We start from the raw sequence: 24,880 nt of genomic DNA on the forward strand, positions 1-24,880 counted from the left end.
ACGTGATGCCAATCGTTTGCGTAAAAACCTCTGTCAAGACCTATCTTCGATAGGCCGAAACGGTTTACACTGTTGCCCAGCACCCGTAGGGGTAAATTAAGTTAGCTGATTTCAGTCAGGAGATGCCGGATGTTAAAGCGTGAAATGAACATTGCTGATTATGATGCCGAACTGTGGCATGCAATGGAGCAGGAAGTAGTGCGTCAGGAAGAGCACATTGAGCTGATTGCGTCTGAGAACTACACCAGCCCGCGCGTGATGCAGGCCCAGGGTTCCCAACTGACCAACAAATACGCAGAAGGCTATCCGGGCAAGCGTTACTACGGCGGTTGCGAATACGTTGATATCGTTGAGCAACTGGCGATCGATCGCGCCAAAGAGCTGTTCGGTGCCGACTATGCCAACGTGCAGCCTCACTCAGGTTCCCAGGCTAACTTTGCCGTTTATACCGCGCTGCTGCAGCCGGGCGACACCATCCTGGGGATGAACCTGGCACACGGCGGCCACCTGACGCACGGTTCACCGGTGAACCTGTCCGGTAAACTGTATAACGTGGTGCCTTACGGTATCGACGAAACTGGGCAGATTGACTATAACGATCTGGCCAAACAGGCGCAGACCCACAAACCAAAAATGATCATCGGCGGCTTCTCTGCCTTCTCTGGTGTGGTTGATTGGGCAAAAATGCGTGAAATCGCTGACAGCATCGGCGCTTATCTGTTCGTGGATATGGCACACGTGGCGGGCCTGATTGCCGCTGGCGTTTACCCGAACCCGGTTCCTCATGCCCACGTCGTGACCACCACTACCCATAAAACGCTGGCGGGTCCGCGTGGCGGCCTGATCCTGGCCAAAGGTGGTGATGAAGAGCTGTATAAGAAGCTGAACTCTGCCGTCTTCCCTGGCGGCCAGGGCGGCCCGCTGATGCACGTGATCGCCGGTAAAGCGGTAGCGTTGAAAGAAGCGATGGAGCCTGAGTTCAAGGTTTACCAGCAGCAAGTGGCCGATAACGCCAAAGCGATGGTGAAAGTGTTCCTGGATCGCGGTTACAAAGTGGTTTCCGGCGGCACCTATAACCACCTGTTCCTGCTGGATCTGGTAGATAAGAACCTGACCGGTAAAGAAGCCGATGCCGCGTTGGGCCGTGCTAACATCACCGTTAACAAAAACAGCGTACCAAACGATCCGAAGAGCCCGTTTGTGACTTCTGGCATCCGTCTGGGTACCCCTGCGGTGACTCGCCGTGGCTTTAAAGAAGCCGAAGTGCGTGAACTGGCTGGCTGGATCTGTGACGTGCTGGACAACCTGAACGACGAAGCCACCATCGAACGTACCAAGAAGAAAGTGCTGGATATCTGCGCTCGCTTCCCGGTTTACGCCTAAGAACTTCGATTGCTTTGCAGATAAAACCCGCCTCGGCGGGTTTTTTTAGCGTTGTTGCAGCTAAACTGTGAACTGCTTTGCACTCTGGCCCTTTGAGCATGAATGAAGATTGCTGCAAGGTGTGAGCTCTGTCAAAGTATTGCCCTCATCCTGGAGGGAACATGGTTCTGCAATCAACGCGTTGGCTCGCTCTCAGTTATTTCACGTACTTCTTTTCCTATGGCATCTATCTACCGTTTTGGAGCGTTTGGTTAAAAGGTGAGGGCATACCGCCTGAAACCATCGGTATCTTGCTCGGCGCTGGCCTGGTGGCGCGCTTCCTCGGTAGCCTGCTGATTGCTCCACGTGTAAAAGATCCCTCCTATTTAATCACCGCGTTGCGTTTGTTGGCATTGCTCTCCCTGGCGTTTGCCGTCGGCTTCTGTTTCGGTAATGGCTGGGCCTGGCTGATGCTGGTGATCGCCGGTTTTAACCTGTTCTTCTCCCCGCTGGTTCCGCTGACCGATGCGTTGGCTGCCACCTGGCAACGGCAGATCACTCTGGACTATGGCCGGGTACGGTTATGGGGATCGCTGGCCTTTGTGATCGGCTCGGCGTTAACCGGCAAGCTGGTGTCCGTTTGGGGCCATAATGCGATTTTGATCAGCCTGTTGGTCAGCATCTTGGCGATGCTGGTGGGCATGTTGCTGAAACCGAGCGTGCTGCCGCAAGGTGAGTCTCGGGCGCGGAATGAACCTAGCCGCTCCTGGCGTGAATTGCTCAGCGAAGGGCCTGTCTGGCGTTTTCTGCTGTGTGTGACGCTGTTGCAAGGGGCACATGCCGGTTATTACAGCTTTGCCTCCATCTATTGGGAAGAAGCGGGTTACTCTGCGGCGACTATCGGCTATCTGTGGTCTTTGGGCGTGGTCGCTGAAGTGGTTATCTTTGCCAGCAGCCATTTCCTGTTCCGCCGTTGGAACGCGCGTAATCTGCTATTACTTTCCGCCGTGTGTGGTCTGCTGCGTTGGGGCCTGATGGCAACAACGACGGAAATCGGCTGGCTGCTGCTGGTACAGGTGCTGCATTGTGGCACCTTCACGGTCTGCCATCTGGCGGCAATGCGCTTTATTGCGGCGCGTCAGGGAGCGGAAGTGATCCGTCTGCAGGCGGTTTATTCGGCGCTGGCGATGGGCGGCGGCATTGCAGTGATGACCGTGGTGGCGGGCTTCCTGTTCGAGCACTATCAGGGCGGAGTGTTCTGGGTAATGGTCGCGGTGGTGGTGCCAGCGTTGTTTATTCGCCCACCGGCGGTGGCGGTTAGCAATAGCCGTTAATGGCTTTCCAGCAGCGCACGGATCGCCTTGCGCTGCTGACGCTCCAGCGGCAGTTCGGTAATAATCAGTGTGGGTGGTTGCTCCTGGCTCGGTGTGGCGTAGGGGCTAATCACTAGCGTAATCCCTTGCGGTGCACCAGCAAGCAGGTAGTCGTGTAAAGGCTGATATTTGATATTCAACGGCAATAGCGTCAATTCGCGGATCTGATATTCCACTTCTTCTTCCAACTGCGGGTTATCCAGCGTCAGCAACAGTATCTGCTTTTCCTGCAACGCGTTGCCCTGCATCAACCAGGCACCAAAGCTGATCGCCACTAGCCCTGCTTCTTCCCGCGAAAATTGAATCTCATATTCCTGTTCAAACGGCGCTAACGCCTCCTGCGTGGTGCGCATCAGACGGGGATATTTACGGACCACCTCTTCCAGTAGCGTATTGTCGATGCCGATAGCAAACCGGCAGCGTTCCACGGCAGGGGCCAAATGGGCAAACAGCTGGCTGATTAACCCCTCCTGACTGCTGAAATGCATGCCGGAGATCTGCTGGAAGCGTTCCACCACCTGCCCAATCGCCGCCATCAGGCGTTGGTCCTCTGGCGAATCGCTGCTCTGGTAGCTGTGACTTTTCAGCAGGGTAAACATCAACGCCAGGAAGTCACATTCTCTACTGTCACCGGGCTGGCCAAATAGCTGATTCAGCGCTTGATGCAGTTCCACCGCCGCCAGGCGCTCTGGCTTGCTTTGCAGCCATTCATGCTGGCGGCGATCAAATTGAGGATGGCGCTGATGCTGGCTAGCCCAGACGCAATAACAAAGATAGTGTTGCAAAAACAGGCGGTCACGCTGCTCAAAGCGACGGTTAAGGCGCTGTTCACATTGGTTGATGCACAATTCCAGTGCCGGTAGCTGTGGGTGCTGGAGTTGCATCGCCCGCTGAAACTGAGGGCCAAAGTGTTGTTCGACAAACTCTGGGCTGCAACGCAAGGCTCGCCGTAGCCATTGGAGCAGACATAAGCGAAGATCCAGCGCGCTGCCCTGGAGCTGGTAGCCCTCGTAGGGATCGCCGCTGATTTCCAGATGATGGAAATGCTGGATCTCGCTGGCAACCTCGGCTATATCTTGCCGGGTAATGAGCAGGTCTACGCCGTTGATTTGGCCGATGGTCTCCAGTTGTACCGAGGGTACTGGCGCATACAGCATCAGCAGTAAATGACAGCGCCGTTGTTGACCTGAAAACTCAGGCGCAGAAGAAGTCTCCAGGCTCATATCACCTTCTGGCAGGTCGTGTTTAAATTATGTTTAAGCATAGCAAAAGGCTCTGCGGGGCGTGGCAGTTGCCCCTGCTTTTACTTCGGCTTACTACTTTCGTCACAGTTATTCGGTTTGTTAACGCCGGTTGAGGTTTGGTTGATGTTATATTATAACAATAGAAAGTATGCTTGGATGATGAAACTCCGTGGCCTGGTGGCTTGCTTGCTAATGATGACCTGCATGGGCGCACTCGCCCACCCACACAGTTTTATCGATATGAACACCACCTTTGTGGCTAAGGATCAGAAGCTGACCGGTTTAAAAATGGTTTGGGTAATGGATGAGATCACCTCGGCGGATCTGCTGTATGACGCCGAAAATGCCAACAGCGATTCAGAAGTCTGGAAAAAACTGGCGGCGGAAGTAATGGCTAACGTCCTCGGGCAGCACTATTTCACCGATATTTACCGTGCAGGCAAACCGGTGAAATACCTCAACCTGCCAACCGAATACCATCTATCCCGGCAGGGCCATAAAGCCGTGCTGGAGTTTGTGCTGCCGCTGGCGGAACCGCAGCCGCTGGTGGGGGAACCCTTTGAAATTGCCACCTACGATCCCACCTATTTTGTGGACATGACCTACCAGGATCAAAAGGCGCTGCACTTGCCGCCAGAGATGGCGAAGCAGTGCAAATTCAGCCTGGTGACGCCAAAGCCCGATTCGTCATTACAAGCCTATGCATTGTCTCTGGATAAGAACGATTCGCCCGGTGAAGATATGGCATTAGGGCAACAGTTTGCCCAGCGGGTGACGTTAACATGTCAGTAAACCTCAGCCAAACCAGCAAACCTCAGCGCCATTGGGCCTTCAGCCTGTGGCCGTTGTTGCTGTTCTTCATTCTGCTGGCTGCGGTGGCTCAGTGGGTTTGGCATTACTGGCCGCAGCTGTTGATGCAAAGCGTGGTGTGGCAGAAAGGGCTACATCAGGAAATGGCGGCGTTGCTGCAACAGGTCAAGGCGGCTCCCCAGCAAGCGGGAGTGGCGCTGATGCTGTTCAGTCTAGGCTATGGCGTGTTGCATGCCTTGGGGCCGGGCCACGGTAAAGTGGTGATCGCCACCTATCTGGCTACCCACCCGGCACGGTTGAAAAGCAGCTTGAAGCTGACGTTTGCCGCCTCTGTGGTGCAGGGATTGGTCGCGATTGCCCTGGTCACGCTAGTGCTGGTGGTGCTGCAACTTTCTTCCCGGCAGTTGCATCAAAGTAGTTTCTGGCTGGAGAAGGGCAGCTTTATTCTGGTGATCCTGCTCGGTGTCTTGCTCAGTTGGCGGGCGTTAAAGCGCTTGTTTATGGCGGTGAAAGCCATGCGGCCTCGGCCTGCGCTGCGCATCAACAGCTTGCAGCCTCTGCCTGCCGATCATGTCCATAGCGCGGACTGTGGTTGTGGCCACCGGCATTTGCCGAGCGATGAGGAACTGCAAGCTGGCAATGATTGGCGCACCAAAACGGCGATTGTGCTGGCAATGGGTCTGCGGCCTTGCTCCGGGGCGATCCTGGTCTTGCTGTTTTCCAAGGTGATCGGCGTTTTTACCTGGGGCGTGTTGTCGGCACTTGCCATGGCACTGGGTACCTCGATCACGATTTCCGGGTTGGCGCTGTTGGTGCATTACAGCCGTAAGCTGGCGATACGTATCAGCCGCCAGCGTGCACCGGCGGCCTGGAGTGCGGTTGCTTGGGGCTCGTTGGCGTTAGCCGGAGGTTTAATCTTGCTGTTTGCTGGTGTGCTGCTGTACGTCAGCGCTCAGCCGGAATTTGGCGGCGGGATACGGCCTTTTTCCCGCTAAGTGCGGGATTAAATATTGAACAAAGAGATAACATAAGTAAAATAACCTAATGTAATCCCTCAGGATTTATTATAAAGAAAGAGAGGTTTATCATTAGTTTCTATGAGTTCCAAGCCAGATTCCGGCGTATCTATCAGGAAAATATTGCCTGGAAGTTATTGCGCACGGATAACGCCCCGCTGATATTGGCTTTTGTTGCCGATCTGTTCAGTGAAGAAAATGAAGTGCCCTATGGCCGCGCCCGCATTTTGTTGGATAGCATTTTAGAACAGTGCCGCCTCCAGGGCATTTGGATCACCGAAAGCCCGGCGACCAGCTATCTGAACCAATGGATCCAGGCAGGGTGGTTACGTGAGTTGGATGGCCAACTGACCAAAACCGATGCCTGCGAAACCGCCCTACGCTTTAGCCTCTCTTTAGATCAGCACAATGCCACCACCACGGCCTCACATTTACGCATCGTACAAGATGCGGTACGTGATTTTGTGATTTCTATTTCCCCCAATCCCGATCGCCGTTTGGCGGTGCTTGAGCAGAAGAGGCGTGAAATTCAGCGTGAAATCGACGCGGTCAAGGCCGGGGTGATCGTTGAGCTATCGCCTTCTCAACAACGAGAGCGCTTACGGGAAATCTATCAGTTGGCTTCGGTGTTGACGGGGGATTTTCGCCGTGTCGAAGACGAAATCCGCACCATGGATAAAGATATTCGTATCCAGATGATCGAGCAGGGAGCAAGCCGAGGGGAAGTGCTATTGGCGGTATTGGAAAAAGAACAACTGTTGACCGAGACTGATGCTGGCAGTGCCTTCGAGGGTTTTTTCCAATTGTTGTGCGATCAAAACCGCACGACGGAATTTCGCGAGCAGTTACAGGTGATCCTGAATCTCCCGGTCGCAGAATCATTAACGGCCCAGCAAAAACAGTTTCTTGGGCAACTGATGCGTGAACTGAGCCGTGAAAGTGAACGGGTGTTTCTGATCCGTCGCAAGACCGAAGAGAGCCTGCGTGCCTATATCGAAAGCGGGACATTGTCTGAACAGCGCGCGGTGGATCGCCTGTTGGGGCGGCTGGAGCGGTTGGCGATCCGCTTTAAGGAAGACCAGAACAGCTTGAAAATCAGCACCTCGGTGCGTCTACCCACTGGGCATATTCGCTTTTACTCGCCAGATGCACTGCTGCTGAAGTCTCCCGATGAGCAGTTGGATACCTCCGGCGTAGAAGTTCAAACCAACGGCAATATTCCCAGCGACGATATGCTGGACTATTTGGACACCGTAAGCATGCTCGAAGTGGCGCAGTGCCTGCTGGATATATTGCAGCGCGGTGGCCCCATGACCCTTGCCGCATTGGCGCAGCATCAGCCGTTAGAGATGGGGCTGGAAGAGTTGGTTGCCTGGCTGCGCGTTGCCAAGGCGGTGAAAGCGACGGAGCTGGATGAAAAGGAAACCATAATGGTGACGGATAAACAAGGTGTGCAACTGAATGCGGTGATCCCCGGCTATCTGCTGAGTGCGGCCATGTTTCCCGCGAACTTGGGGGAGCTGGCGCTGTGAGCGAAGATAAAGTGTCATCAGGCGATTTACTGGATCGCATGCGGCGTTTAAGCCAGCTTAGCAAAGAGCAGCGGGAACGAGCTCCCGAGCCTGAACCCGTGGCAAAACAGCCGCAAGAGCGGCTGGATTTGGAGCTGGATTTGCCAGCACCAGAGGTTGCTACCGCTGAACCCGAGGTAACGCAAGCTGATACCGAGGCGTTAGCCCCGGAGATCCGGCGTACTCTGGTTAGCCTGCTGCGCGTTGGCGTCGTACTGGCCACGCAAAAGCCCAAGCTGTTTGAAGCCTTATGTCGCCATCAAGCCGTCATCGGTAATCACCTGGCCAATATGTATCTGCGATTATTGCTGGATGAGCCGGGCGGAGTGGCTTTTGTCCTGCAGCAAGAACTGGAGGAGGATGAGGAGACGGAAACCATTTCCCTGATTAACCGCCGCACCTTGTCCTTGTATGACACCTTACTGCTGTTGGTACTACGCAAGCATTATCAGGAGCGGGAACGTGCAGGCGAACAGCGCGTGATCATTGACATTGAGCGTATCGAAAGCCACCTGACGCCCTTTCTGCCGTTAACCAATAACAGCAAGGCGGATAGAAAGAAGCTGAATTCGGCGTTAGATAAAATGGCCGAGCGCTATATTTTGTCGGCGATCCGTGGCGAGAGCGAGCGCTATGAAATTACCCCGGTCATTCGTTATGTGGTCAATGCGGCATTTTTGGAGGCCATGCTCGAAGAGTATGAGCGGCTGGCTCTGAACGCGGAAACCTCTCCGGCTAACAAGGAGGAAGCAGATGATGGCGAAGAGTGAACAACTGACGCTGGCCGGTGCTGATTGCGGGCAAATCAGGCTGGCTGAGTTATCCGTCTATAACTGGGGCTCATTTCATCAACTGCATACGGCCGTCATCGATCCGTTGGGCACGCTGGTGACCGGGGATAACGGGTCAGGTAAATCGACGCTGATCGATGGCCTGATGGCGCTGCTGCTGCCCGCGGGTAAAGCCTCATTTAATATTGCCGCGGCGCAGGGGGATCGCACCGATCGTTCGCTGGTGTCCTATATGCGCGGCAGTTTCGGCTCGGAGCATGACGGAGCCAAAACGCGGGTCAAAAGCAAGCGTGAAGGGCCAGTGCTGACCGCCTTACGGGCGTTATACCGTGCCGACGATGGCTCTTGCATCGTGTTGGCAGCGCTATTCTGGACCACCAAACACAGCCACGCGCTGGCGGACATTAGCCGGATCTATCTGGTGGCCCGGCGCGATGTTGCCTTGAAAGAGCTGTTGGATCGCTTTGGTGAAGGCAACGTGCGTGGCTTGAACCAATGGTTGAAAGAAGATCCCGCCATTACGCCATGCGGCGAGAATTTTAGCGATTATCAGGAAACTTACCGGCGCTGCCTGCATATGGAAAATAAAAATGCTCCGGCATTGCTGGCGCGGGCGCTGGGTTTAAAGAAAATCGATGATTTAACCGAATTGATCCGTGAACTGGTGTTGGAAGCCAGCGGTGTTAAAGACGATGCCCGCCGGGTGGTGGATGAGTTCGCCGATCTGGTGGCAATCCATGAACGTTTGCTGGATGCTCGCAATCAGCGGGATCACCTGATCAGATTCCCTGATTTAGATCGTACCTTGCGCAGCAGTGAAGCGGAGATCAAGCGGCTGACGGCCCAGCTTGATGCCTTACCGGTTTACATGGGGGAATGTGGTTTTCGCCTGTGGGATGGCCGGATCAAAGGGTTACAAAACCAACTGGACGCGCTGGCGTTGGAGATCAGGCAGTTGGATCGCGATGAGCAGGAAACCCAGGAACAGGTTGAAAAAACGCATACCGATTATATTAACGCTGGTGGCGATCGGATCGAGATCATCAAACAAGAGTTGGCGCAGGCTCAGCGTCAACTGGAAAGCGTGGGAGTTAAAGCCTCGGAGTATCAGCAAGAGGCTAAAGCGCTGGGGCTGGAGACCAGCCTGCGTGAAGGGGTCTTTCTGCATAATCAGGCGATTTCGCGGGAAAAGCTGCAAACCATTAGCGATGAAAAGCGCGCAGCTCAAGATGGATTTGGTGCGCTGAGCGCCGAGTTGGCAAATTTGCAAGGGCAGTTGCGCCAACTTGAACTGGAATTGGAAGGGATACGCGCCCGGCCCGATTCGAATATCGATCTGCGTTTCCAACGTTTACGTGACGAAATGGTGGCTGCCTTGGCGTTGCCACGTGAACAATGCTTGTTTATCGGGGAGTTGGTGGATGTCGACCCGGATCAGCAACATTGGCAAGGGGCTATAGAACGGGCATTGGGCGGTGTACGCACGACGCTAGCCGTGCCGGAGGCGAGTTTTCATTTAGTGACCCGCTGGCTGAATCAGCGCCATACCGGGCTTCATGTTCGAGTGCAGGTGGTTCGGGAAGCCGTAGCGTCAACCCAGCCCGCGTTCCATCACGATGGCTACCTGCATAAATTAACCTGGCGCGAGCATCCTTACCGCAGCTGGCTGCAACACCATCTGGCGCGTTTTGATTTGCACTGTGTCGATACGGTCGAAACCCTGGATGCCACCGCATTTTCCATGACTCAGCAAGGGTTGATTCATCGCGACAAAGGTCGTTTTGAGAAAAAGGATCAGCACAAGGTTGACGATCGGCGGGCGTGGCAACTGGGGTTTTCTAACCAGACGCGTATTGCGTTGTTAGAGCAGGATATCAAGTCATCAGGCAGTGAGCTGAGCAAAACGCAAAAGGCGCTGGAATCGGCTCGAATCGATCTGGATGAGGTGAACCAGCGGGAGGCGTTGTGGCAAAAGCTGCCTCGCTATCGTTGGGAAGATATCGATGCTCCGTTGTGGCAAGGCAAGGTTGGCCGGATTGAGCAACAGCTTAATCAGTGGGTGGCTTCGGGGAGCGATCTCCAGCAGTGTAAAGCACGTTGGGAAGAGGCCAAACAGCGTTTAGCCACCCTGCGGGGAGAGAAAGACCGTAAGAATGCCAGCCAAGGCGGGTTGGATAACGAAAAAGCCAACGCGCAGCGCGAGCAGGATAAAGCCAGCAAGGCGGCGGAGCCTGGGATGGAGGACGAGGTGCGTCTTCTGCTGCAACAACGAGTCGGGACCTTGGACGACGCGGAGCTGTCTCAACTGGCATTTTTGGCTGAATCACACCGCAAGCGGTTGGTGACAGCTCAGGATAAAGCCAGCGATCGCAAGAACAATGCCCTGCGGGAAGCGGTGGGCAGCATGTCATCCTTCCGTACCAAGTGGGAAATTATCGCAGGCAGTTGGGGAGCCGGTGTCGACAGCCTGCCCGAGTATTTGCAACACCTCGAACAGTTGGAGCGGGAAGGTCTGCCAGCCTTGGTGGAGCAGTTCAAAGCACGTCTAAATAAACATGCCACCCAGTCAATGGTACGTATTCGCCAACGCATCGATGCCGAACGCGATGATATTCTGGAGCGGATTGCGACTATCAATAAAGTGCTGGCTCGCACCGAGTTCCGGGCCGGGAGCTACTTGAAGTTGGGTACCAAGACCGAACTGTATCCTCATGTGCAGGATTTTAATCGCCAGTTGGATAAGGTTTTCGCTCAGGCAACCAGTGACGATCATCTGGCCCGCTATCAGCAGCTAAGGCTGGTGGTAGGGATCCTCGAGAAAGCCAGCAATCCGGTTTCTTCGGGGACGCAGGAAAGCCTGCGCCTGCTGGATGCGCGTTATCAAATGTCCTTCTTTGCCGAAGAGCGGGATATGGCCAACCATGAAGTGCGTGACGTCTTGCTATCTTCTGGCGGTAAATCCGGTGGGGAGAAAGAATCCTTCGCTGGCACCATTGTTGCCGCCAGCCTGGCCTATGTGTTGACGCCCGAAGGCCAGGATCGGCCGGTTTACTGTACGGTGTTTCTGGATGAGGCCTTTTCCAATACGGCGGAGGCCGTCAGCCGCCGGGTATTGCAGGTCTTCCGTGAGTTGCACATCCACGTCAATATCATTACCCCCTACAAGAACCTCAATCTGGCGCGTGAATCTGCGCGTTCATTGCTGATTGCCGAACGTGATGCCAAGAACCATGAAAGCCGCCTGTGTGAAGTCACCTGGGCGGAAATCGATCGGCGGTTGGATACGGCACGCCAACGCCGTGCGCAAAACCTGGGCATCGAATTAACCGAGGTTGGCCAACATGGCGAATGAGTGGGGGCGTTTGCCTGAGCAGGCTTATGCCTTGATCTCGAAGCGTGAATGGTTACACCGGGGCAACTTGAAAGCCCGCCTTTTAGGGGAACGCCCTTTTCCCATACGCGTTTCGCTAAAACCCCCGACGAATCGGGCAATATTAGCTGACCTGGCGCATTTTCAGCGCTACGTCGGTGCCTGGCGGCAATTTCCGCACCAGCAATGGCTTGAGTGGGAGGAGCGTAATTATCGAACTTTGGGAAGCCAGCGGGTGCCGCTGGCGTTGGTGCTTGAGGATATCACCAGCTTGCTGGCTTATCTGGGGAAAGAGGCGCAAGCCCGCAGCGATAGCTGGGTACGCAATATGACACCATTATTGGCGATAGAGGCCAAATTGTACCCGGTACTGGTGAATTATCTGGAGTTGTTAGCCTCGTTGTCCCCAATAGATATTCAGCGGTTGCAGCAGTTAATTCCTCAGCTCAAACCCGGCATGGGGAATGGGCAGTATCTACGTGCTTTACCGCTGCAAGGCGTTGATACCAAATTTGTCGAGCAATATGTTCGCTTGATTAGCGATCTGCTAGATTGCCTGCATGATGGGGCGGTCACAGCACAAGGTGGTTTGGCTAACTGGCTGGATGTCAAAGGCAACCATAAAGGCTGGTTAACGGTACGCCCGCTATGCGCCGCGGCTCAGGCCAGGCTGGGGGGATTAGGGTTGTTGCAGCTAACGGCGGACGAGTTGCGCCAACAGCCGTTACCGGCCAAACATATTCTGGTGGTAGAGAACGTGCAGTCAGGATTGGGATTGCCCTTAATGGCAGATACGATAGCGGTATCCGGTGGAGGGAAAAATGTCAGTTGGCTGAATGCTCCCTGGCTAGCCGATAAACAGGTCGCATACTGGGGTGATATCGACTCGTGGGGATTGCATGTTTTGAGTGATGCGCGCAGCAAATTGCCACAGTTGACGGCTCTGATGATGGATCATGCCACCGTGATGCGTTATTCAGCGATGATGGTAGAAGAGGACTCTTCGATGACTGCAATGCCAACGCACCTGACGGTGGAAGAACTTGCGCTGTTTGAAGCGTTGATCGCGGGAAGTTACCCAGGAACGCGTTTGGAGCAGGAGAAGCTGGCGCCGGATTATATCCAACAGCGGCTGAAGGAATGGTTGAGCAGTTTGCAGTAGAAAACGCGGCATCAGTAGCCTGATGCCGCCCGAGATTAACGCTTCAGCGCTTCACTCAGTTCTTCACGCATATTGGAAAGCAATGCTTTCACCACACGTGGGTTACCGGCAACCACGTTGCCAGAGCTGAAGTGGTTATGGCCGCCAACGAAGTCGGTGACCAGGCCGCCAGACTCACGTACCAGCAGTTCGCCAGCAGCAAAGTCCCAAGGCTTCAGGCCAATCTCAAAGAAACCATCAACGCGGCCAGCGGCAACGTAGGCCAGATCCAGCGCGGCTGAACCGGTACGGCGGAAGTCGGCACATTGGGTGAACAGTTTGCCCAGCACGTTGATGTAAGCCGGTGCGTGCTGTTTGACTTTGAACGGGAAGCCGGTCGCCAGGATGGTGCCATCCAGATCTTTGGCGTTGGTGCCGCGCAGACGGTAACCGTTGAGCTGTGCGCCCTGGCCACGGGTGGCGGTGAACAGTTCGTTGCGCATTGGATCGTAAACCACGGCCACTTCGGTACGGCCTTTAATGCGTACGGCGATGGAAACGGAGAAGTGTGGCAGACGTTTGATGAAGTTGGCGGTGCCATCCAGTGGATCAATCACCCATTGTACATCCTGATCTTCACCGGTTAACTCACCGCACTCTTCACCAATAACGGTGTGTTTCGGGTAAGATTTACGGATGATTTCGATGATCAGACGCTCAGCCTCGCGATCGACGTTAGTGACAAAGTCGTTAGAACCTTTTTGGGTAGCTTCTACAGCGTCTGGAGTCTCGTAATTTTTGGCAATCAGGTTGCCAGCCTTGCGCGCAGCGCGCACGGCGATAGTCAGCATCGGATGCATGGGTATCTTCCACAGGATGTTAAAGAACAGGAAACGGCGCGAAGTATAGCAGGTGTTCGGCAAAATACCTACGACTGTGTTAGGATGCTACGATTTTCCGCAACGCTCAGAGTTTGTATGCTGCACAATATCCGCATTGTTCTGGTTGAAACCTCTCATACCGGCAACATGGGCTCTACTGCCCGTGCCATGAAAACCATGGGGTTAACCAACCTTTATCTGGTCAATCCCCTGGTGAAACCCGATTCCCAGGCGATCGCCCTGGCCGCAGGCGCCAGCGATGTGATTGGCAACGCCACGATTGTCGATACCTTTGATGAAGCCATTGCGGGTTGCCGCTTGGTAGTGGGCACCAGCGCTCGCTCGCGCACTCTCCCATGGCCGATGCTGGAACCTCGCGAATGCGGCGTGCGCGCGGTACAGGAAGGCGAGCAGGGGCCGGTTGCGTTGGTCTTTGGCCGTGAACGCGTCGGGCTAACCAATGACGAATTACAGAAATGCCATTATCATGTTGCCATTCCTGCCAACCCGGATTACAGCTCGCTGAATCTGGCCATGGCGGTGCAAATCCTGGCGTATGAGGTTCGCGTTGCCTTCCTCGATCGTCAGCAGGCAGAGCCCGCACCGGTGGAAGAGTCGCCGTATCCTCTGGTGGATGATATTGAACGCTTCTATCAGCATCTGGAGCAGACGCTGGTGCGCACCGGCTTTATCCGCGCCGCCCACCCAGGGCAGGTGATGAACCGTTTACGCCGCCTGTTTGCCCGGGCACGCCCGGAAGCGCAGGAGCTGAATATCTTGCGTGGTATGCTGACCTCGATCGAGAAACAGGATAAACAGCAAGGTAATTAATTTTGCTATCACTCGCAGTTAGGCAAGATAGTATTGCTTATCTGCGGGTTATAAGGTGTATTTTATATGCATCGGATAGCAAAGCGCACAAAAAGCACGAATACTTGAGTAAATTAGTAGGTTAAATAGTTGACTGATTTACTCGGGAATGTCAGAATTTGGCCCATGTTTGACCAACAGGTAACCAATTAGCTATGAGACTGACATCCAAAGGCCGTTATGCAGTAACTGCCATGCTCGACGTGGCATTACACTCCCAGGAAGGGCCGGTACCACTGGCGGATATTTCCGAACGCCAAGGTATCTCGCTCTCTTATCTGGAACAACTGTTTTCCCGTCTGCGTAAGAATGGCCTGGTGGCCAGCGTGCGTGGGCCAGGCGGTGGTTACCTGCTGGGCAAAGACGCGGACGCTATCGCCGTAGGCGCGGTGATTTCCGCAGTCGACGAATCGGTAGACGCAACCCGTTGCCAGGGTAAAGAAGGCTGCCAGGGGGGCGATCGTTGCCTGACCCATACCCTGTGGCGCGATCTGAGCGAGCGCATCAGCGGGTTCTTGAACAATATTACGCTGGCCGAACTGGTGAACAACCAGGAAGTGCTGGACGTGGCAGACCGTCAAAATAGCGATACGCGCCGCACGGCCAACGGTCGTCTGCAAGAAACGATCAACGTTAATCTGCGCGCATAAGCAGCTGACGACTAATTTATTGGTTTTTGGAAGTGATGTACGGAGTACAAGAGCAATGAAATTACCGATTTATCTGGACTACTCGGCCACGACTCCGGTTGACCCGCGTGTTGCCGAGAAGATGATGCAGTTTTTGACCCTGGACGGCACTTTCGGTAACCCGGCCTCCCGTTCCCACCGTTTCGGCTGGCAGGCGGAAGAGGCGGTTGATATCGCCCGTAACCAGATCGCTGAACTGGTTGGTGCGGACCCACGTGAGATCGTGTTCACCTCAGGGGCCACCGAATCCGATAACCTGGCGATCAAAGGCGCTGCCAACTTCTATCAGAAGAAAGGCAAGCACATCATCACCAGCAAAACCGAACATAAAGCCGTGCTGGATACCTGCCGCCAACTTGAGCGCGAAGGTTTTGAAGTCACCTATCTGGCACCGCAGAGCAACGGGATCATCGATCTCCAGGTTCTTGAAGCCGCGATGCGTGAAGACACCATCCTGGTTTCCATCATGCACGTGAATAACGAAATTGGCGTGGTGCAGGATATCGCCGCCATCGGCGAAATGTGCCGGGCGCGTGGCATCATCTATCACGTCGATGCAACCCAGAGCGTAGGTAAACTGCCTATCGACCTGAGCAAGCTGAAAGTGGATCTGATGTCCTTCTCCGGCCACAAGATTTATGGCCCGAAAGGCATTGGTGCCCTGTATGTGCAGCGTAAGCCGCGCATCCGCATCGAAGCCCAGATCCACGGCGGTGGCCATGAGCGCGGTATGCGTTCCGGTACGCTGGCAGTGCATCAGATTGTTGCCATGGGTGAAGCCTATCGTATCGCCAAAGAAGAAATGGCCAGCGAAATGGCACGCCTGCGCATCCTGCGCGATCGTCTGTGGAACGGCGTGAAAGATATGGAAGAAGTGTATCTGAACGGCGATCTGCAACACGGTGCACCGAACATTCTCAACGTCAGCTTCAACTATGTTGAAGGTGAGTCGCTGATCATGGCGTTGAAAGACTTGGCGGTTTCTTCAGGTTCAGCCTGTACCTCTGCCAGCCTTGAACCCTCCTATGTGCTACGTGCACTGGGTATGAGTGATGAGTTAGCGCACAGCTCGATCCGTTTCTCCCTGGGGCGTTTCACCACGGAAGAAGAGATCGATTACACCATTTCGTTGGTGCGTAAATCCATTGGCCGTCTGCGCGATCTCTCCCCTCTGTGGGACATGTTCAAGCAGGGCGTGGATATCAACAGCATCGAATGGGCACATCATTAATTCTCAGGATCCAGGAGCAACATCATGGCTTACAGCGAAAAAGTAATCGATCATTATGAAAACCCGCGTAACGTAGGGTCGTTTGATAACGAAGATCCTACCGTCGGTAGCGGTATGGTAGGGGCACCGGCCTGTGGCGACGTGATGAAGCTGCAGATCAAGGTCAACAACGAAGGCATTATCGAAGATGCCCGTTTTAAAACCTACGGCTGCGGTTCTGCCATCGCTTCCAGCTCGCTGGTCACCGAATGGATGAAAGGCAAGTCTCTTGATCAGGCCGAAGCGATCAAAAATACCCAGATCGCCGAAGAACTGGAGTTACCTCCGGTTAAAATTCACTGCTCAATTCTGGCCGAAGACGCCATTAAAGCAGCGATCGCCGACTACAAGAGCAAGCACAGCGCCAAGTAGTTATTATTGAGTCAGTTAGCCCGCCTTGCGGGCTAAGATTGAAGAGGTTGTTATGTCGATTACCATGAGCGACAGCGCCGCGCAGCGGGTTCAGGCATTTTTGGACCACCGTGGCAAAGGTCTCGGCCTGCGTCTGGGCGTGCGAACTTCTGGCTGTTCCGGAATGGCGTATGTGCTCGAATTTGTTGATGAAACGAACGACGATGATATCGTTTTTGAAGACAAAGGCGTCAAGGTGATCATTGACGGCAAGAGCCTGGTCTATCTGGACGGTACCGAGCTTGATTTCGTCAAGGAAGGTCTGAACGAAGGCTTCAAGTTCAACAACCCGAACGTCTCAAGCGAGTGCGGCTGCGGCGAGAGCTTTAACGTCTGACAGTCCATCGTGCTCCCCCGTGACCCACGGGGGAACCTCAATCATCACGATAACGCCCCGAGCACGCTATGGATTACTTTACTTTATTCGGGTTGCCGGTCCGCTATAGCGTAGACGGCAGCTTGCTTACCTCACGCTATCAAGATTTGCAGCGCCAATTCCACCCCGATCGTCATGCCCTCCAACCGGAGCGTGAACGCCTGATGGCGTTACAGCAGGCGGCGACCATCAATGAAGCCTATCAGTCGCTGAAGCACCCGTTAAAACGTGCCGAGTATATGTTATCTTTGCACGGCTTTGATTTGGGCAACGAGCAGCATACCCTGCGTGACACCGCGTTCCTGATGGAACAGTTGGAGCTGCGTGAAGAGCTTGATGCCATTGAACGTTCGCCGGATGCGCAAAATGCACTGGCTGCCTTCGCCACGCGCCTGAACAAGACCTTCAAACAGCGTAGCGCGCAGATGGTGCAGGAGCTGGACGAGCAGCAGTGGTCACAGGCTGCCGATACCGTGCGCAAGCTACGCTTTTTGGACAAACTCCAGCAACAGATTGAACAACTCGAAGAAAAACTGCTGGGTTTTGAGTAATAGATCCTTGATCTCGATTTTGGAAGCACTGTAAATGGCCTTATTACAAATTAGTGAGCCTGGCCTCACGGCTGCGCCGCATCAGCGCCGCCTGGCTGCCGGTATTGATCTGGGGACCACCAACTCGCTGGTGGCTACGGTGCGTAGCGGCCAGGCCGAGACGCTGGCCGACATTGAAGGGCGCTATCTGCTGCCTTCCGTGGTGCATTATCAGGCCACCGAACATCAGGTTGGCTGGAGCGCTCGTGCACAGGCGGCACAAGATCCGGTCAATACGGTCAGCTCTGTCAAACGCATGATGGGCCGCTCTTTGGCGGACGTGCAACAACGCTATCCAAACCTGCCGTATCAGTTCCAGGCCAGCGACAACGGCTTGCCAATGATTGTGACCGCTGCAGGCCTGGTTAATCCAGTTGGTGTTTCCGCCGATATCCTCAAGGCACTGGCTACCCGCGCCAAAGCAGCGTTGGAAGGTGAACTTGATGGCGTGGTGATCACCGTTCCTGCCTACTTCGACGACGCTCAACGCCAAGGCACCAAAGACGCTGCGCGTCTGGCTGGCCTGCACGTGTTGCGCCTGTTGAACGAACCGACCGCTGCGGCTATCGCCTATGGGTTGGATTCGGGTCAGGAAGGGGTGATCGCTGTTTACGATCTGGGTGGCGGCACCTTTGATATTTCCATTTTGCGCCTCAGCCGTGGCGTGTTCGAAGTGCTGGCTACCGGCGGTGATTCCGCATTGGGTGGCGATGACTTCGATCATCTGCTGGCGGACTGGTTGCGTGAACAGGCAGGCATTAGCGATCGCAGCGATCATGGTGTGCAACGCCAATTGCTGGATGCCGCGATTGCGGTCAAAATCGCCCTGAGCGATGCGCAGAGCACCACGGTAGATATCGCTGGTTGGCAGGGTGAAGTGACCCGCGAACAGTTCGAAACGCTGATTGCCTCGCTGGTGAAACGTACCCTGATGGCTTGCCGCCGCGCGCTGAAAGATGCCGCCGTCAGTGCCGATGAGGTGCTGGAAGTGGTGATGGTGGGTGGTTCAACCCGTGTGCCATTGGTACGCGAACAGGTGGGCGAGTTCTTTGGCCGTACGCCGCTGACGTCAATCGATCCGGACAAAGTGGTGGCAATCGGTGCTGCTATCCAGGCGGATATCCTGGTGGGTAACAAACCGGATAGCGAAATGCTGCTGCTGGATGTGATCCCACTGTCGCTTGGCCTGGAAACCATGGGTGGCCTGGTCGAGAAAGTGATCCCGCGTAACACCACCATTCCGGTGGCGCGTGCGCAGGAGTTCACCACCTTTAAAGACGGCCAGAGCGCGATGATGATCCACGTGCTGCAAGGCGAGCGTGAACTGGTGCAAGATTGCCGTTCGCTGGCGCGCTTTACGCTGCGTGGCTTGCCGCCGCTACCTGCCGGTGGGGCACATATTCGTGTGACCTTCCAGGTGGATGCCGACGGCCTGCTGAGCGTGACGGCGATGGAGAAATCCACCGGCGTCGAAGCCTCCATTCAGGTCAAGCCTTCGTATGGTCTGTCCGATGCCGAAATTGCCGGCATGTTGAAGGACTCGATGGCCAATGCGCAAAGCGATGTTGGTGCTCGCAAGCTGGCGGAGCAACGGGTAGAAGCTTCCCGCGTGCTGGAAAGCCTGCAAGGTGCACTGGCAAGCGATGCCGCTCTGCTGAGTGACGAAGAAAGCCTGGCTATCAACAACGCGGTAGCCGAGCTCCAGCAAGTGATGCAAGGCTCCGATCCTGCTGCGATCGAGGCTGCAATAAAAATAGTCGATGCAACAACCCAAGATTTTGCCGCGCGCCGCATGGATGCCTCCATTCGCCGTGCGCTGGCTGGCCATTCTGTGGATGAGGTTTAACCATGCCGAAAATTGTTTTCCTGCCCCATCAAGATCTCTGCCCGGAGGGGGCAGTACTGGAAGCGGAAGTTGGGGAAACTATCCTCGATGTCGCACTGCGTAACGGTATTGAAATTGAACATGCCTGTGAGAAATCCTGCGCCTGTACCACCTGCCACTGCATCGTGCGTGAAGGGTTTGATTCCCTGGCCGAAAGCAGCGAGCTGGAAGATGACATGCTGGACAAAGCCTGGGGGCTGGAGCCGGAAAGCCGTTTGAGCTGCCAGGCCCGGGTCACCGAAGACGATCTGGTAGTCGAAATGCCACGCTATACCGTCAACCATGCTCGTGAGCACTAGGAGCTACTAATGGGACTGAAGTGGACAGACAGCCGCGAAATCGGCGAAGCCCTGTACGATGCCTATCCAGATACCGATCCGAAAACCGTGCGTTTCACCGATATGCACCAGTGGATTTGCGATCTGGAAGAATTTGACGATGAACCGCAGGCTTCCAATGAAAAAATACTGGAAGCGATCCTGCTGGTCTGGTTAGATGAAGCAGAGTAAATAGCATGACGGGCTGCCATAGGCAGCCCGTTTATTTTGTATCCGACAAGATTAGTACAAGAATAATCCGGAGTAAGGCTATGACAACCGAAATCATGCAGATCACGCTATCCCAGCAACCCGCCGATGCGCGCTGGGGTGAAAAGGCGCTGCTGAGCACCAATGACCAAGGCATCACCATCCATCTGAGCAATTCCGGCAAACTGGGCCTGATCCAGCGCGCGGCACGCAGGATCGATGGCCAGGGCATCAAGAAAGTGAAACTGGCCGGGGAAGGCTGGGACCTGGAAAACAGCTGGGCGTTTTGGCAGGGCTATCGCGGGCCAAAAGGGCAGCGTAGCGTCGAGTGGGCTGAGCTGCCGGAAGCGGAAAGCCAAGAGCTGCAACAGCGCCTGAAGATTGTCGATTGGGTGCGTGACACCATCAATATGCCAGCGGAAGAGCTGGGGCCTGAGCAACTGGCAACCCGCGCGGTTGATCTGATGTGTGCTGTTGGTTGTGATGCCGTCAGCTATCGCATCACCAAAGGTGAAGACCTGCGTGAGCAGAACTACGCCGGTATTCATACGGTTGGCCGGGGTTCCGATCGTTCTCCGGTGCTGTTGGCGCTGGACTTTAACCCGACGGGCAACCCGGAAGCACCGGTATTTGCCTGCCTGGTAGGTAAAGGGATCACCTTCGACACCGGTGGCTACAGCCTCAAGCAAAGCGCGTTTATGGACTCGATGAAGTCCGACATGGGCGGCGCGGCCACCATCACTGGCGCATTGGCATTGGCGGTGGCTCGCGGCTTGCAGCAGCGCGTCAAACTGTACCTGTGCTGTGCGGATAATATGGTCAGCGGTAACGCCTTTAAACTGGGCGACATTATCCGCTATCGCAATGGCAAAACGGTTGAAGTGATGAACACCGATGCGGAAGGGCGTCTGGTATTGGCCGATGGCCTGATCGATGCCAGCGCACAAAACCCGCAGTTGATCATCGACTGCGCGACCTTGACCGGTGCCGCGAAAACGGCGGTAGGTAATGATTACCACGCGCTGTTCAGCTTTGACGATGCGCTGGCGCAAGAGCTGTTGGCCAGTGCGGATGAAGAGCACGAGCCGTTCTGGCGCCTGCCGCTGGCAGAATTCCACCGCAGCCAGTTGCCGTCAAACTTTGCTGAACTGAACAACGTTGCGGGCCCGGCTTACACCGCTGGCGCCAGCACCGCCGCGGCCTTCCTGTCGCACTTTGTGCAGAATTATCAAAAGGGTTGGCTGCATATCGACTGTTCTGCCACCTATCGCAAAGGTGCCGTGGATCAGTGGTCAGCAGGCGCAACCGGTCTGGGCGTACGTACGCTGGCCAACCTGTTGCTGAGCAAGGCCAAGTAACTGCCCCTCACCCCAACCCTCTCCCAAAGGGAGAGGGAGCTGGAACGGTGATGTGGTGAAGGGCGGAGTTAAACTGTGGCACGGACAATCCCTGATTATGTGTTCGTGTAGCATGAGCAGTCCCTGATTATGTGTCCGTGTAGTATGGGCAGTCCCTGATTAGGTGTTCGTGCAGCATGGGCAGTCCCTGATTATGTGTTTGGCACTGTAGTTAATGTGTACACGGACAGTCCCCTCTCCCTGTGGGAGAGGGTTAGGGTGAGGGGAAGATCGCTGAAGCAGGAAAACTTCTCACCTCGATTATCCCAAACTTTCCCAGGGGCTCAGCATGCTGGGCCCTTAATACATTGGAGGAGTCGGCAATGAGTTCCCACCATCATGATGATGACGCCGTTTCAGGCGAAAACGAGCTTGAGCGCCTGCTGAGGCTGGCGGCCTCAGAACCGGCATACCGACCGGCGTTTTTCCGCGAACTGCTGGATTCAACGGTCTACATTCTGGGTGACAGCGAGCAGGTGCCGCACGACGGTGAAATTACGCTGAATGCCGAGACACCGGTGAACATTCAGCACTGGGAAAAGCAGGATGGCAGCAGCGTGGTGCCTTTCTTCACCTCTCTGGAGGCGCTGCAAAAGGCAGTGGAGGATGAACAACCCTTTATCGCCATGCCCGCTCGCGTGCTGTTTGAAATCACCCAAGGTGCCGAACTGTTCCTGAACCCGAAAGGCACCCACGGCAAAGAATTCCTGCCAGCGGAGATCGCCATGCTGTTGGCTACCGGTGGCGTAGTGAAACCGGCAGAGCGCTATATCGATACCGAAACTCAGCTACTGCTGGGGCAGCCTGAAGAGTATCCGGCGGCGATGGTGGATGCGCTGACGACCTTGTTCAGCCAGCGGAAACCGGTACGCCGCGCTTTCCTGGCGTTAATGCACGATCGCGCCGTAGATGAGAAGCCGAACCTGCTGGTGGGCCTGGAAGTGGATGGCGATCCGGCAGAGATTGAAGCCCTGATCAGCGAAGCCGGTATGGTGGCCAGCGAAACCGCGCCAAACGATGAGCCAGTCGACTTTTGCCTGGTAGAAGAGAATGCGCGTGGAGTGAGCCATTATCTGATCAACCATACCCAGGCTTTCTACCAGCGTCGCTGGGGCAGTTGGCTGCGAAATATGATCCCATCGACCGATAAAACCCAGTAAGCCGATCGGTCAGGATCCAATTTGTCGCTGACTATGGTGGATTAAGATAATTTTTTTTTAATGAAATGTTGATTTTCCCGTAGGCAAGCGTTAACAGCGCACATATAATCTGCGCCACTTGAAAGGCCGGCACCTCACCTTATCGCCCGGCCTGTTTTGGAAGACATAATAGAGGCCATCATGACCGTAGAACGTACCTTTTCCATCATTAAACCAAACGCTGTAGCTAACAATGACATCGGCGCTATCTATGCTCGTTTCGAGCGCGCGGGTTTCAAAATCATCGCATCTAAAATGTTGCGTCTGACTCGCGAACAAGCCGAAGGCTTCTACGCCGAGCACAAAGGTCGTCCTTTCTTCGACGGTCTGGTTGAGTTCATGACCTCTGGCCCGATCGTGGTACAGGTTCTGGAAGCGGAAAACGCCGTACAGCGTAACCGTGACATCATGGGCGCAACCAACCCTGATAACGCATTGGCCGGCACCCTGCGTGCTGACTATGCAGACAGCTTCACTGCCAACGCCGTTCACGGCTCAGACGCAGTAGAATCTGCCCAGCGTGAAATCGCCTACTTTTTTAACGAAAGCGAAATCTGCGCCCGTTAATACCCGTCGTCTTTCAAGCTGCAGCGTTGTTACCTGCACTATCCCACCCCAGTCACTTACGAAAAGTAAGCTCCTGGGGATGAGATAGCTTGTCGCCTAGCTGCAACTTGAAATCCATAGGGTATTAAGAGGTTTCTTGCATAGTGAAGTGAGCTTTTACCGGCAGATACAATAAAAATGCCGTGAAAGCCGTTCAGACGTAGAAACCCGCTACTAAAATTTGTACAATGCCGCGCCCCAGGGAAGCTATCTTGCCTGGGGCGTGTCTTTTGATGACACACTTACTTTTCACTCCTTCAAGCCATAACGTGTAATAACGAGGCTAAGAGATCATTATGTTAGAACCCATCGCGCCCGAGCATACCTTGTCTGAAAATAATTCCCTGACCGTGCAAACGGAACAACCGGCTACCGCCAAAATCAACCTGCTGGATTTGAACCGTCAGCAATTGCGCGAATTCTTCGCCAACATAGGTGAAAAACCTTTCCGCGCCGATCAGGTGATGAAGTGGATGTATCACTATTGCTGCGACGATTTTGAGCAGATGACCGACATCAACAAGGTGCTGCGCAATAAATTACAGCGCGTGGCGGAAATCCGTGCGCCGGAAGTTGCAGAAGAGCAGCGTTCGGCCGATGGCACCATCAAGTGGGCCATCAAGGTGGGCGATCAACAGGTCGAAACCGTCTATATCCCAGATGGCGATCGCGCCACCCTGTGCGTGTCTTCACAGGTAGGCTGCGCACTGGAGTGCAAATTCTGTTCCACGGCTCAGCAGGGCTTTAACCGCAACCTGCGCGTCTCGGAAATCATCGGCCAGGTTTGGCGTGCTGCTAAAATCCTGGGCGCCATCAAAGTCACCGGCCAGCGCCCGATCACCAACGTGGTGATGATGGGCATGGGTGAGCCGCTGCTTAACCTGACTAACGTGGTGCCAGCGATGGAAATCATGCTGGATGACTTTGGTTTTGGTCTGTCCAAGCGCCGCGTTACCTTATCTACCTCCGGTGTCGTGCCCGCTCTGGACAAATTGGGCGATATGATTGATGTGGCCCTGGCCATTTCGCTGCATGCGCCTAACGACAAGATCCGCGACGAGATCGTACCGATCAACCGCAAGTACAATATTGAAACCTTCCTGGCGGCGGTTCGCCGTTATCTGGAAAAATCCAATGCCAACCAAGGGCGAGTCACCGTTGAGTACGTGATGCTGGATCACATCAACGACAGCACCGACGATGCGCACCAACTGGCAGAAGTGCTGAAAGATACGCCGTGCAAGATCAACCTGATCCCATGGAACCCGTTCCCTGGGGCACCTTATGGCCGCAGCTCCAACAGCCGCGTCGACCGTTTCTCCAAGGTGTTGATGGAATACGGCTTTACGACTATTGTTCGTAAAACCCGTGGCGATGACATCGATGCTGCCTGTGGGCAGTTGGCGGGAGAGGTGATCGATCGTACCAAGCGTACCCTGAAAAAGAAAATGGCCGGGGAACCTATCAACGTACGAGCGGTCTGAATCCTATAGCATGATTT

Annotated in this window: 23 protein-coding genes; 21 read left to right on the forward strand and 2 right to left on the reverse strand. The window is 54.8% G+C overall.

Features of this window, described 5'->3' with window-relative positions:
- Positions 1 to 129 precede the first annotated feature (129 nt).
- Both glyA and ACX9GU_RS06810 read left to right on the forward strand, forming a co-directional pair.
- The gene (gene glyA / locus ACX9GU_RS06805; protein ID WP_021178868.1) at positions 130 to 1,383 is read left to right on the forward strand and encodes a serine hydroxymethyltransferase; all 1,254 of its coding nucleotides are present in this window, start codon (positions 130 to 132) and stop codon (positions 1,381 to 1,383) included.
- 161 nt (positions 1,384 to 1,544) lie between these two features.
- Entirely contained in the window at positions 1,545 to 2,696 is a 1,152-nt protein-coding gene (locus tag ACX9GU_RS06810; protein ID WP_473194261.1) for a 3-phenylpropionate MFS transporter, read from the forward strand.
- Here the strand turns inward: ACX9GU_RS06810 and csiE are convergent.
- Complete coding sequence (gene csiE / locus ACX9GU_RS06815; RefSeq protein ID WP_473194262.1) at positions 2,693 to 3,958, reverse strand: stationary phase inducible protein CsiE; 1,266 nt, start codon at positions 3,956 to 3,958, stop codon at positions 2,693 to 2,695. The two genes, ACX9GU_RS06810 and csiE, sit on opposite strands and share 4 nt — an antisense overlap.
- Before the next feature lie 177 nt (positions 3,959 to 4,135).
- Here csiE and ACX9GU_RS06820 point away from each other — a divergent pair, with 177 nt between their 5' ends.
- From ACX9GU_RS06820 to ACX9GU_RS06845, 6 genes are all read left to right on the forward strand, one after another.
- Entirely contained in the window at positions 4,136 to 4,771 is a 636-nt protein-coding gene (locus tag ACX9GU_RS06820) for a DUF1007 family protein (protein WP_223498210.1), read from the forward strand.
- The gene (locus tag ACX9GU_RS06825; RefSeq protein ID WP_473194263.1) at positions 4,762 to 5,784 is read left to right on the forward strand and encodes a nickel/cobalt transporter; all 1,023 of its coding nucleotides are present in this window, start codon (positions 4,762 to 4,764) and stop codon (positions 5,782 to 5,784) included. Before ACX9GU_RS06820 ends, ACX9GU_RS06825 begins: the two co-directional genes overlap by 10 nt.
- 158 nt (positions 5,785 to 5,942) lie before the next feature.
- The gene (locus ACX9GU_RS06830; protein ID WP_473194264.1) at positions 5,943 to 7,337 is read left to right on the forward strand and encodes a DUF3375 domain-containing protein; all 1,395 of its coding nucleotides are present in this window, start codon (positions 5,943 to 5,945) and stop codon (positions 7,335 to 7,337) included.
- Positions 7,334 to 8,146, forward strand: a complete 813-nt coding sequence (locus ACX9GU_RS06835; protein ID WP_473194265.1) for a DUF4194 domain-containing protein — start codon at positions 7,334 to 7,336, stop codon at positions 8,144 to 8,146. The genes ACX9GU_RS06830 and ACX9GU_RS06835 overlap by 4 nt, the downstream gene beginning before the upstream one ends.
- A complete protein-coding gene (locus ACX9GU_RS06840) occupies positions 8,130 to 11,519 on the forward strand; it encodes an ATP-binding protein (RefSeq protein ID WP_473194266.1) in 3,390 nt (1,129 codons plus the stop codon). The genes ACX9GU_RS06835 and ACX9GU_RS06840 overlap by 17 nt, the downstream gene beginning before the upstream one ends.
- Positions 11,509 to 12,699, forward strand: a complete 1,191-nt coding sequence (locus ACX9GU_RS06845; protein ID WP_473194267.1) for a DUF3322 domain-containing protein — start codon at positions 11,509 to 11,511, stop codon at positions 12,697 to 12,699. Before ACX9GU_RS06840 ends, ACX9GU_RS06845 begins: the two co-directional genes overlap by 11 nt.
- Positions 12,700 to 12,734: 35 nt before the next feature.
- Here ACX9GU_RS06845 and suhB read toward each other — a convergent pair whose 3' ends face one another.
- Positions 12,735 to 13,538: an inositol-1-monophosphatase gene (gene suhB / locus ACX9GU_RS06850; RefSeq protein ID WP_021178863.1), complete on the reverse strand. Its 804-nt coding sequence runs from the start codon at positions 13,536 to 13,538 to the stop codon at positions 12,735 to 12,737.
- Between the two features lie 117 nt (positions 13,539 to 13,655).
- On the opposite strand from suhB, the gene trmJ reads away from it, so the two are divergent.
- From trmJ to rlmN, 13 genes are all read left to right on the forward strand, one after another.
- Positions 13,656 to 14,390: a tRNA (cytosine(32)/uridine(32)-2'-O)-methyltransferase TrmJ gene (trmJ, locus tag ACX9GU_RS06855; protein WP_473194268.1), complete on the forward strand. Its 735-nt coding sequence runs from the start codon at positions 13,656 to 13,658 to the stop codon at positions 14,388 to 14,390.
- A gap of 194 nt (positions 14,391 to 14,584) precedes the next feature.
- A complete protein-coding gene (gene iscR / locus ACX9GU_RS06860) occupies positions 14,585 to 15,079 on the forward strand; it encodes a Fe-S cluster assembly transcriptional regulator IscR (protein WP_021178861.1) in 495 nt (164 codons plus the stop codon).
- Positions 15,080 to 15,134: 55 nt separating this feature from the next.
- Positions 15,135 to 16,349: an IscS subfamily cysteine desulfurase gene (locus ACX9GU_RS06865; protein WP_473194269.1), complete on the forward strand. Its 1,215-nt coding sequence runs from the start codon at positions 15,135 to 15,137 to the stop codon at positions 16,347 to 16,349.
- Between the two features lie 24 nt (positions 16,350 to 16,373).
- Positions 16,374 to 16,760 carry a Fe-S cluster assembly scaffold IscU gene (gene iscU / locus ACX9GU_RS06870; RefSeq protein ID WP_004952090.1) on the forward strand — a complete coding sequence of 129 codons (387 nt, stop codon included), beginning with the start codon at positions 16,374 to 16,376 and terminating at the stop codon, positions 16,758 to 16,760.
- 52 nt (positions 16,761 to 16,812) lie between these two features.
- Positions 16,813 to 17,136, forward strand: coding sequence for an iron-sulfur cluster assembly protein IscA (gene iscA, locus ACX9GU_RS06875; RefSeq protein WP_021178859.1), 324 nt, complete (start codon positions 16,813 to 16,815; stop codon positions 17,134 to 17,136).
- Between the two features lie 68 nt (positions 17,137 to 17,204).
- A complete protein-coding gene (gene hscB, locus ACX9GU_RS06880) occupies positions 17,205 to 17,726 on the forward strand; it encodes a co-chaperone HscB (protein WP_021807191.1) in 522 nt (173 codons plus the stop codon).
- A gap of 34 nt (positions 17,727 to 17,760) precedes the next feature.
- Positions 17,761 to 19,611: a Fe-S protein assembly chaperone HscA gene (gene hscA / locus ACX9GU_RS06885; RefSeq protein WP_021807190.1), complete on the forward strand. Its 1,851-nt coding sequence runs from the start codon at positions 17,761 to 17,763 to the stop codon at positions 19,609 to 19,611.
- A gap of 2 nt (positions 19,612 to 19,613) precedes the next feature.
- On the forward strand, positions 19,614 to 19,949 hold the full coding sequence (gene fdx, locus ACX9GU_RS06890; protein ID WP_021178856.1) for an ISC system 2Fe-2S type ferredoxin: 336 nt from the start codon (positions 19,614 to 19,616) through the stop codon (positions 19,947 to 19,949).
- Between the two features lie 9 nt (positions 19,950 to 19,958).
- Complete coding sequence (gene iscX / locus ACX9GU_RS06895; RefSeq protein ID WP_021178855.1) at positions 19,959 to 20,159, forward strand: Fe-S cluster assembly protein IscX; 201 nt, start codon at positions 19,959 to 19,961, stop codon at positions 20,157 to 20,159.
- An 80-nt stretch (positions 20,160 to 20,239) separates the two neighbouring features.
- Positions 20,240 to 21,535, forward strand: coding sequence for an aminopeptidase PepB (gene pepB / locus ACX9GU_RS06900; RefSeq protein ID WP_473194270.1), 1,296 nt, complete (start codon positions 20,240 to 20,242; stop codon positions 21,533 to 21,535).
- A 362-nt stretch (positions 21,536 to 21,897) separates the two neighbouring features.
- Positions 21,898 to 22,734, forward strand: coding sequence for an enhanced serine sensitivity protein SseB (sseB, locus tag ACX9GU_RS06905; RefSeq protein ID WP_473194271.1), 837 nt, complete (start codon positions 21,898 to 21,900; stop codon positions 22,732 to 22,734).
- Positions 22,735 to 22,914: 180 nt separating this feature from the next.
- Positions 22,915 to 23,340, forward strand: a complete 426-nt coding sequence (gene ndk / locus ACX9GU_RS06910; protein ID WP_202671266.1) for a nucleoside-diphosphate kinase — start codon at positions 22,915 to 22,917, stop codon at positions 23,338 to 23,340.
- A gap of 335 nt (positions 23,341 to 23,675) precedes the next feature.
- On the forward strand, positions 23,676 to 24,863 hold the full coding sequence (rlmN, locus tag ACX9GU_RS06915) for a dual-specificity RNA methyltransferase RlmN (protein ID WP_473194272.1): 1,188 nt from the start codon (positions 23,676 to 23,678) through the stop codon (positions 24,861 to 24,863).
- Positions 24,864 to 24,880: the final 17 nt, after the last annotated feature.

Source organism: Serratia sp. K1WW1 (assembly GCF_055790865.1).

Bases quoted from the DNA above. Each gene is read 5' to 3' on its own strand.
- iscU (WP_004952090.1), top strand. From the start codon at position 16,374: ATGGCTTACAGCGAAAAAGTAATCGATCATTATGAAAACCCGCGTAAC.
- ACX9GU_RS06845 (WP_473194267.1), top strand. From the start codon at position 11,509: ATGGCGAATGAGTGGGGGCGTTTGCCTGAGCAGGCTTATGCCTTGATC.
- glyA (WP_021178868.1), top strand. From the start codon at position 130: ATGTTAAAGCGTGAAATGAACATTGCTGATTATGATGCCGAACTGTGG.
- hscB (WP_021807191.1), top strand. From the start codon at position 17,205: ATGGATTACTTTACTTTATTCGGGTTGCCGGTCCGCTATAGCGTAGAC.
- hscA (WP_021807190.1), top strand. From the start codon at position 17,761: ATGGCCTTATTACAAATTAGTGAGCCTGGCCTCACGGCTGCGCCGCAT.
- ACX9GU_RS06840 (WP_473194266.1), top strand. From the start codon at position 8,130: ATGATGGCGAAGAGTGAACAACTGACGCTGGCCGGTGCTGATTGCGGG.
- csiE (WP_473194262.1), bottom strand. From the start codon at position 3,958: ATGAGCCTGGAGACTTCTTCTGCGCCTGAGTTTTCAGGTCAACAACGG.
- rlmN (WP_473194272.1), top strand. From the start codon at position 23,676: ATGTTAGAACCCATCGCGCCCGAGCATACCTTGTCTGAAAATAATTCC.
- iscA (WP_021178859.1), top strand. From the start codon at position 16,813: ATGTCGATTACCATGAGCGACAGCGCCGCGCAGCGGGTTCAGGCATTT.
- trmJ (WP_473194268.1), top strand. From the start codon at position 13,656: ATGCTGCACAATATCCGCATTGTTCTGGTTGAAACCTCTCATACCGGC.
- iscX (WP_021178855.1), top strand. From the start codon at position 19,959: ATGGGACTGAAGTGGACAGACAGCCGCGAAATCGGCGAAGCCCTGTAC.
- ACX9GU_RS06820 (WP_223498210.1), top strand. From the start codon at position 4,136: ATGATGAAACTCCGTGGCCTGGTGGCTTGCTTGCTAATGATGACCTGC.
- ACX9GU_RS06865 (WP_473194269.1), top strand. From the start codon at position 15,135: ATGAAATTACCGATTTATCTGGACTACTCGGCCACGACTCCGGTTGAC.
- sseB (WP_473194271.1), top strand. From the start codon at position 21,898: ATGAGTTCCCACCATCATGATGATGACGCCGTTTCAGGCGAAAACGAG.
- fdx (WP_021178856.1), top strand. From the start codon at position 19,614: ATGCCGAAAATTGTTTTCCTGCCCCATCAAGATCTCTGCCCGGAGGGG.
- ACX9GU_RS06810 (WP_473194261.1), top strand. From the start codon at position 1,545: ATGGTTCTGCAATCAACGCGTTGGCTCGCTCTCAGTTATTTCACGTAC.
- iscR (WP_021178861.1), top strand. From the start codon at position 14,585: ATGAGACTGACATCCAAAGGCCGTTATGCAGTAACTGCCATGCTCGAC.
- ACX9GU_RS06825 (WP_473194263.1), top strand. From the start codon at position 4,762: ATGTCAGTAAACCTCAGCCAAACCAGCAAACCTCAGCGCCATTGGGCC.
- suhB (WP_021178863.1), bottom strand. From the start codon at position 13,538: ATGCATCCGATGCTGACTATCGCCGTGCGCGCTGCGCGCAAGGCTGGC.
- pepB (WP_473194270.1), top strand. From the start codon at position 20,240: ATGACAACCGAAATCATGCAGATCACGCTATCCCAGCAACCCGCCGAT.
- ndk (WP_202671266.1), top strand. From the start codon at position 22,915: ATGACCGTAGAACGTACCTTTTCCATCATTAAACCAAACGCTGTAGCT.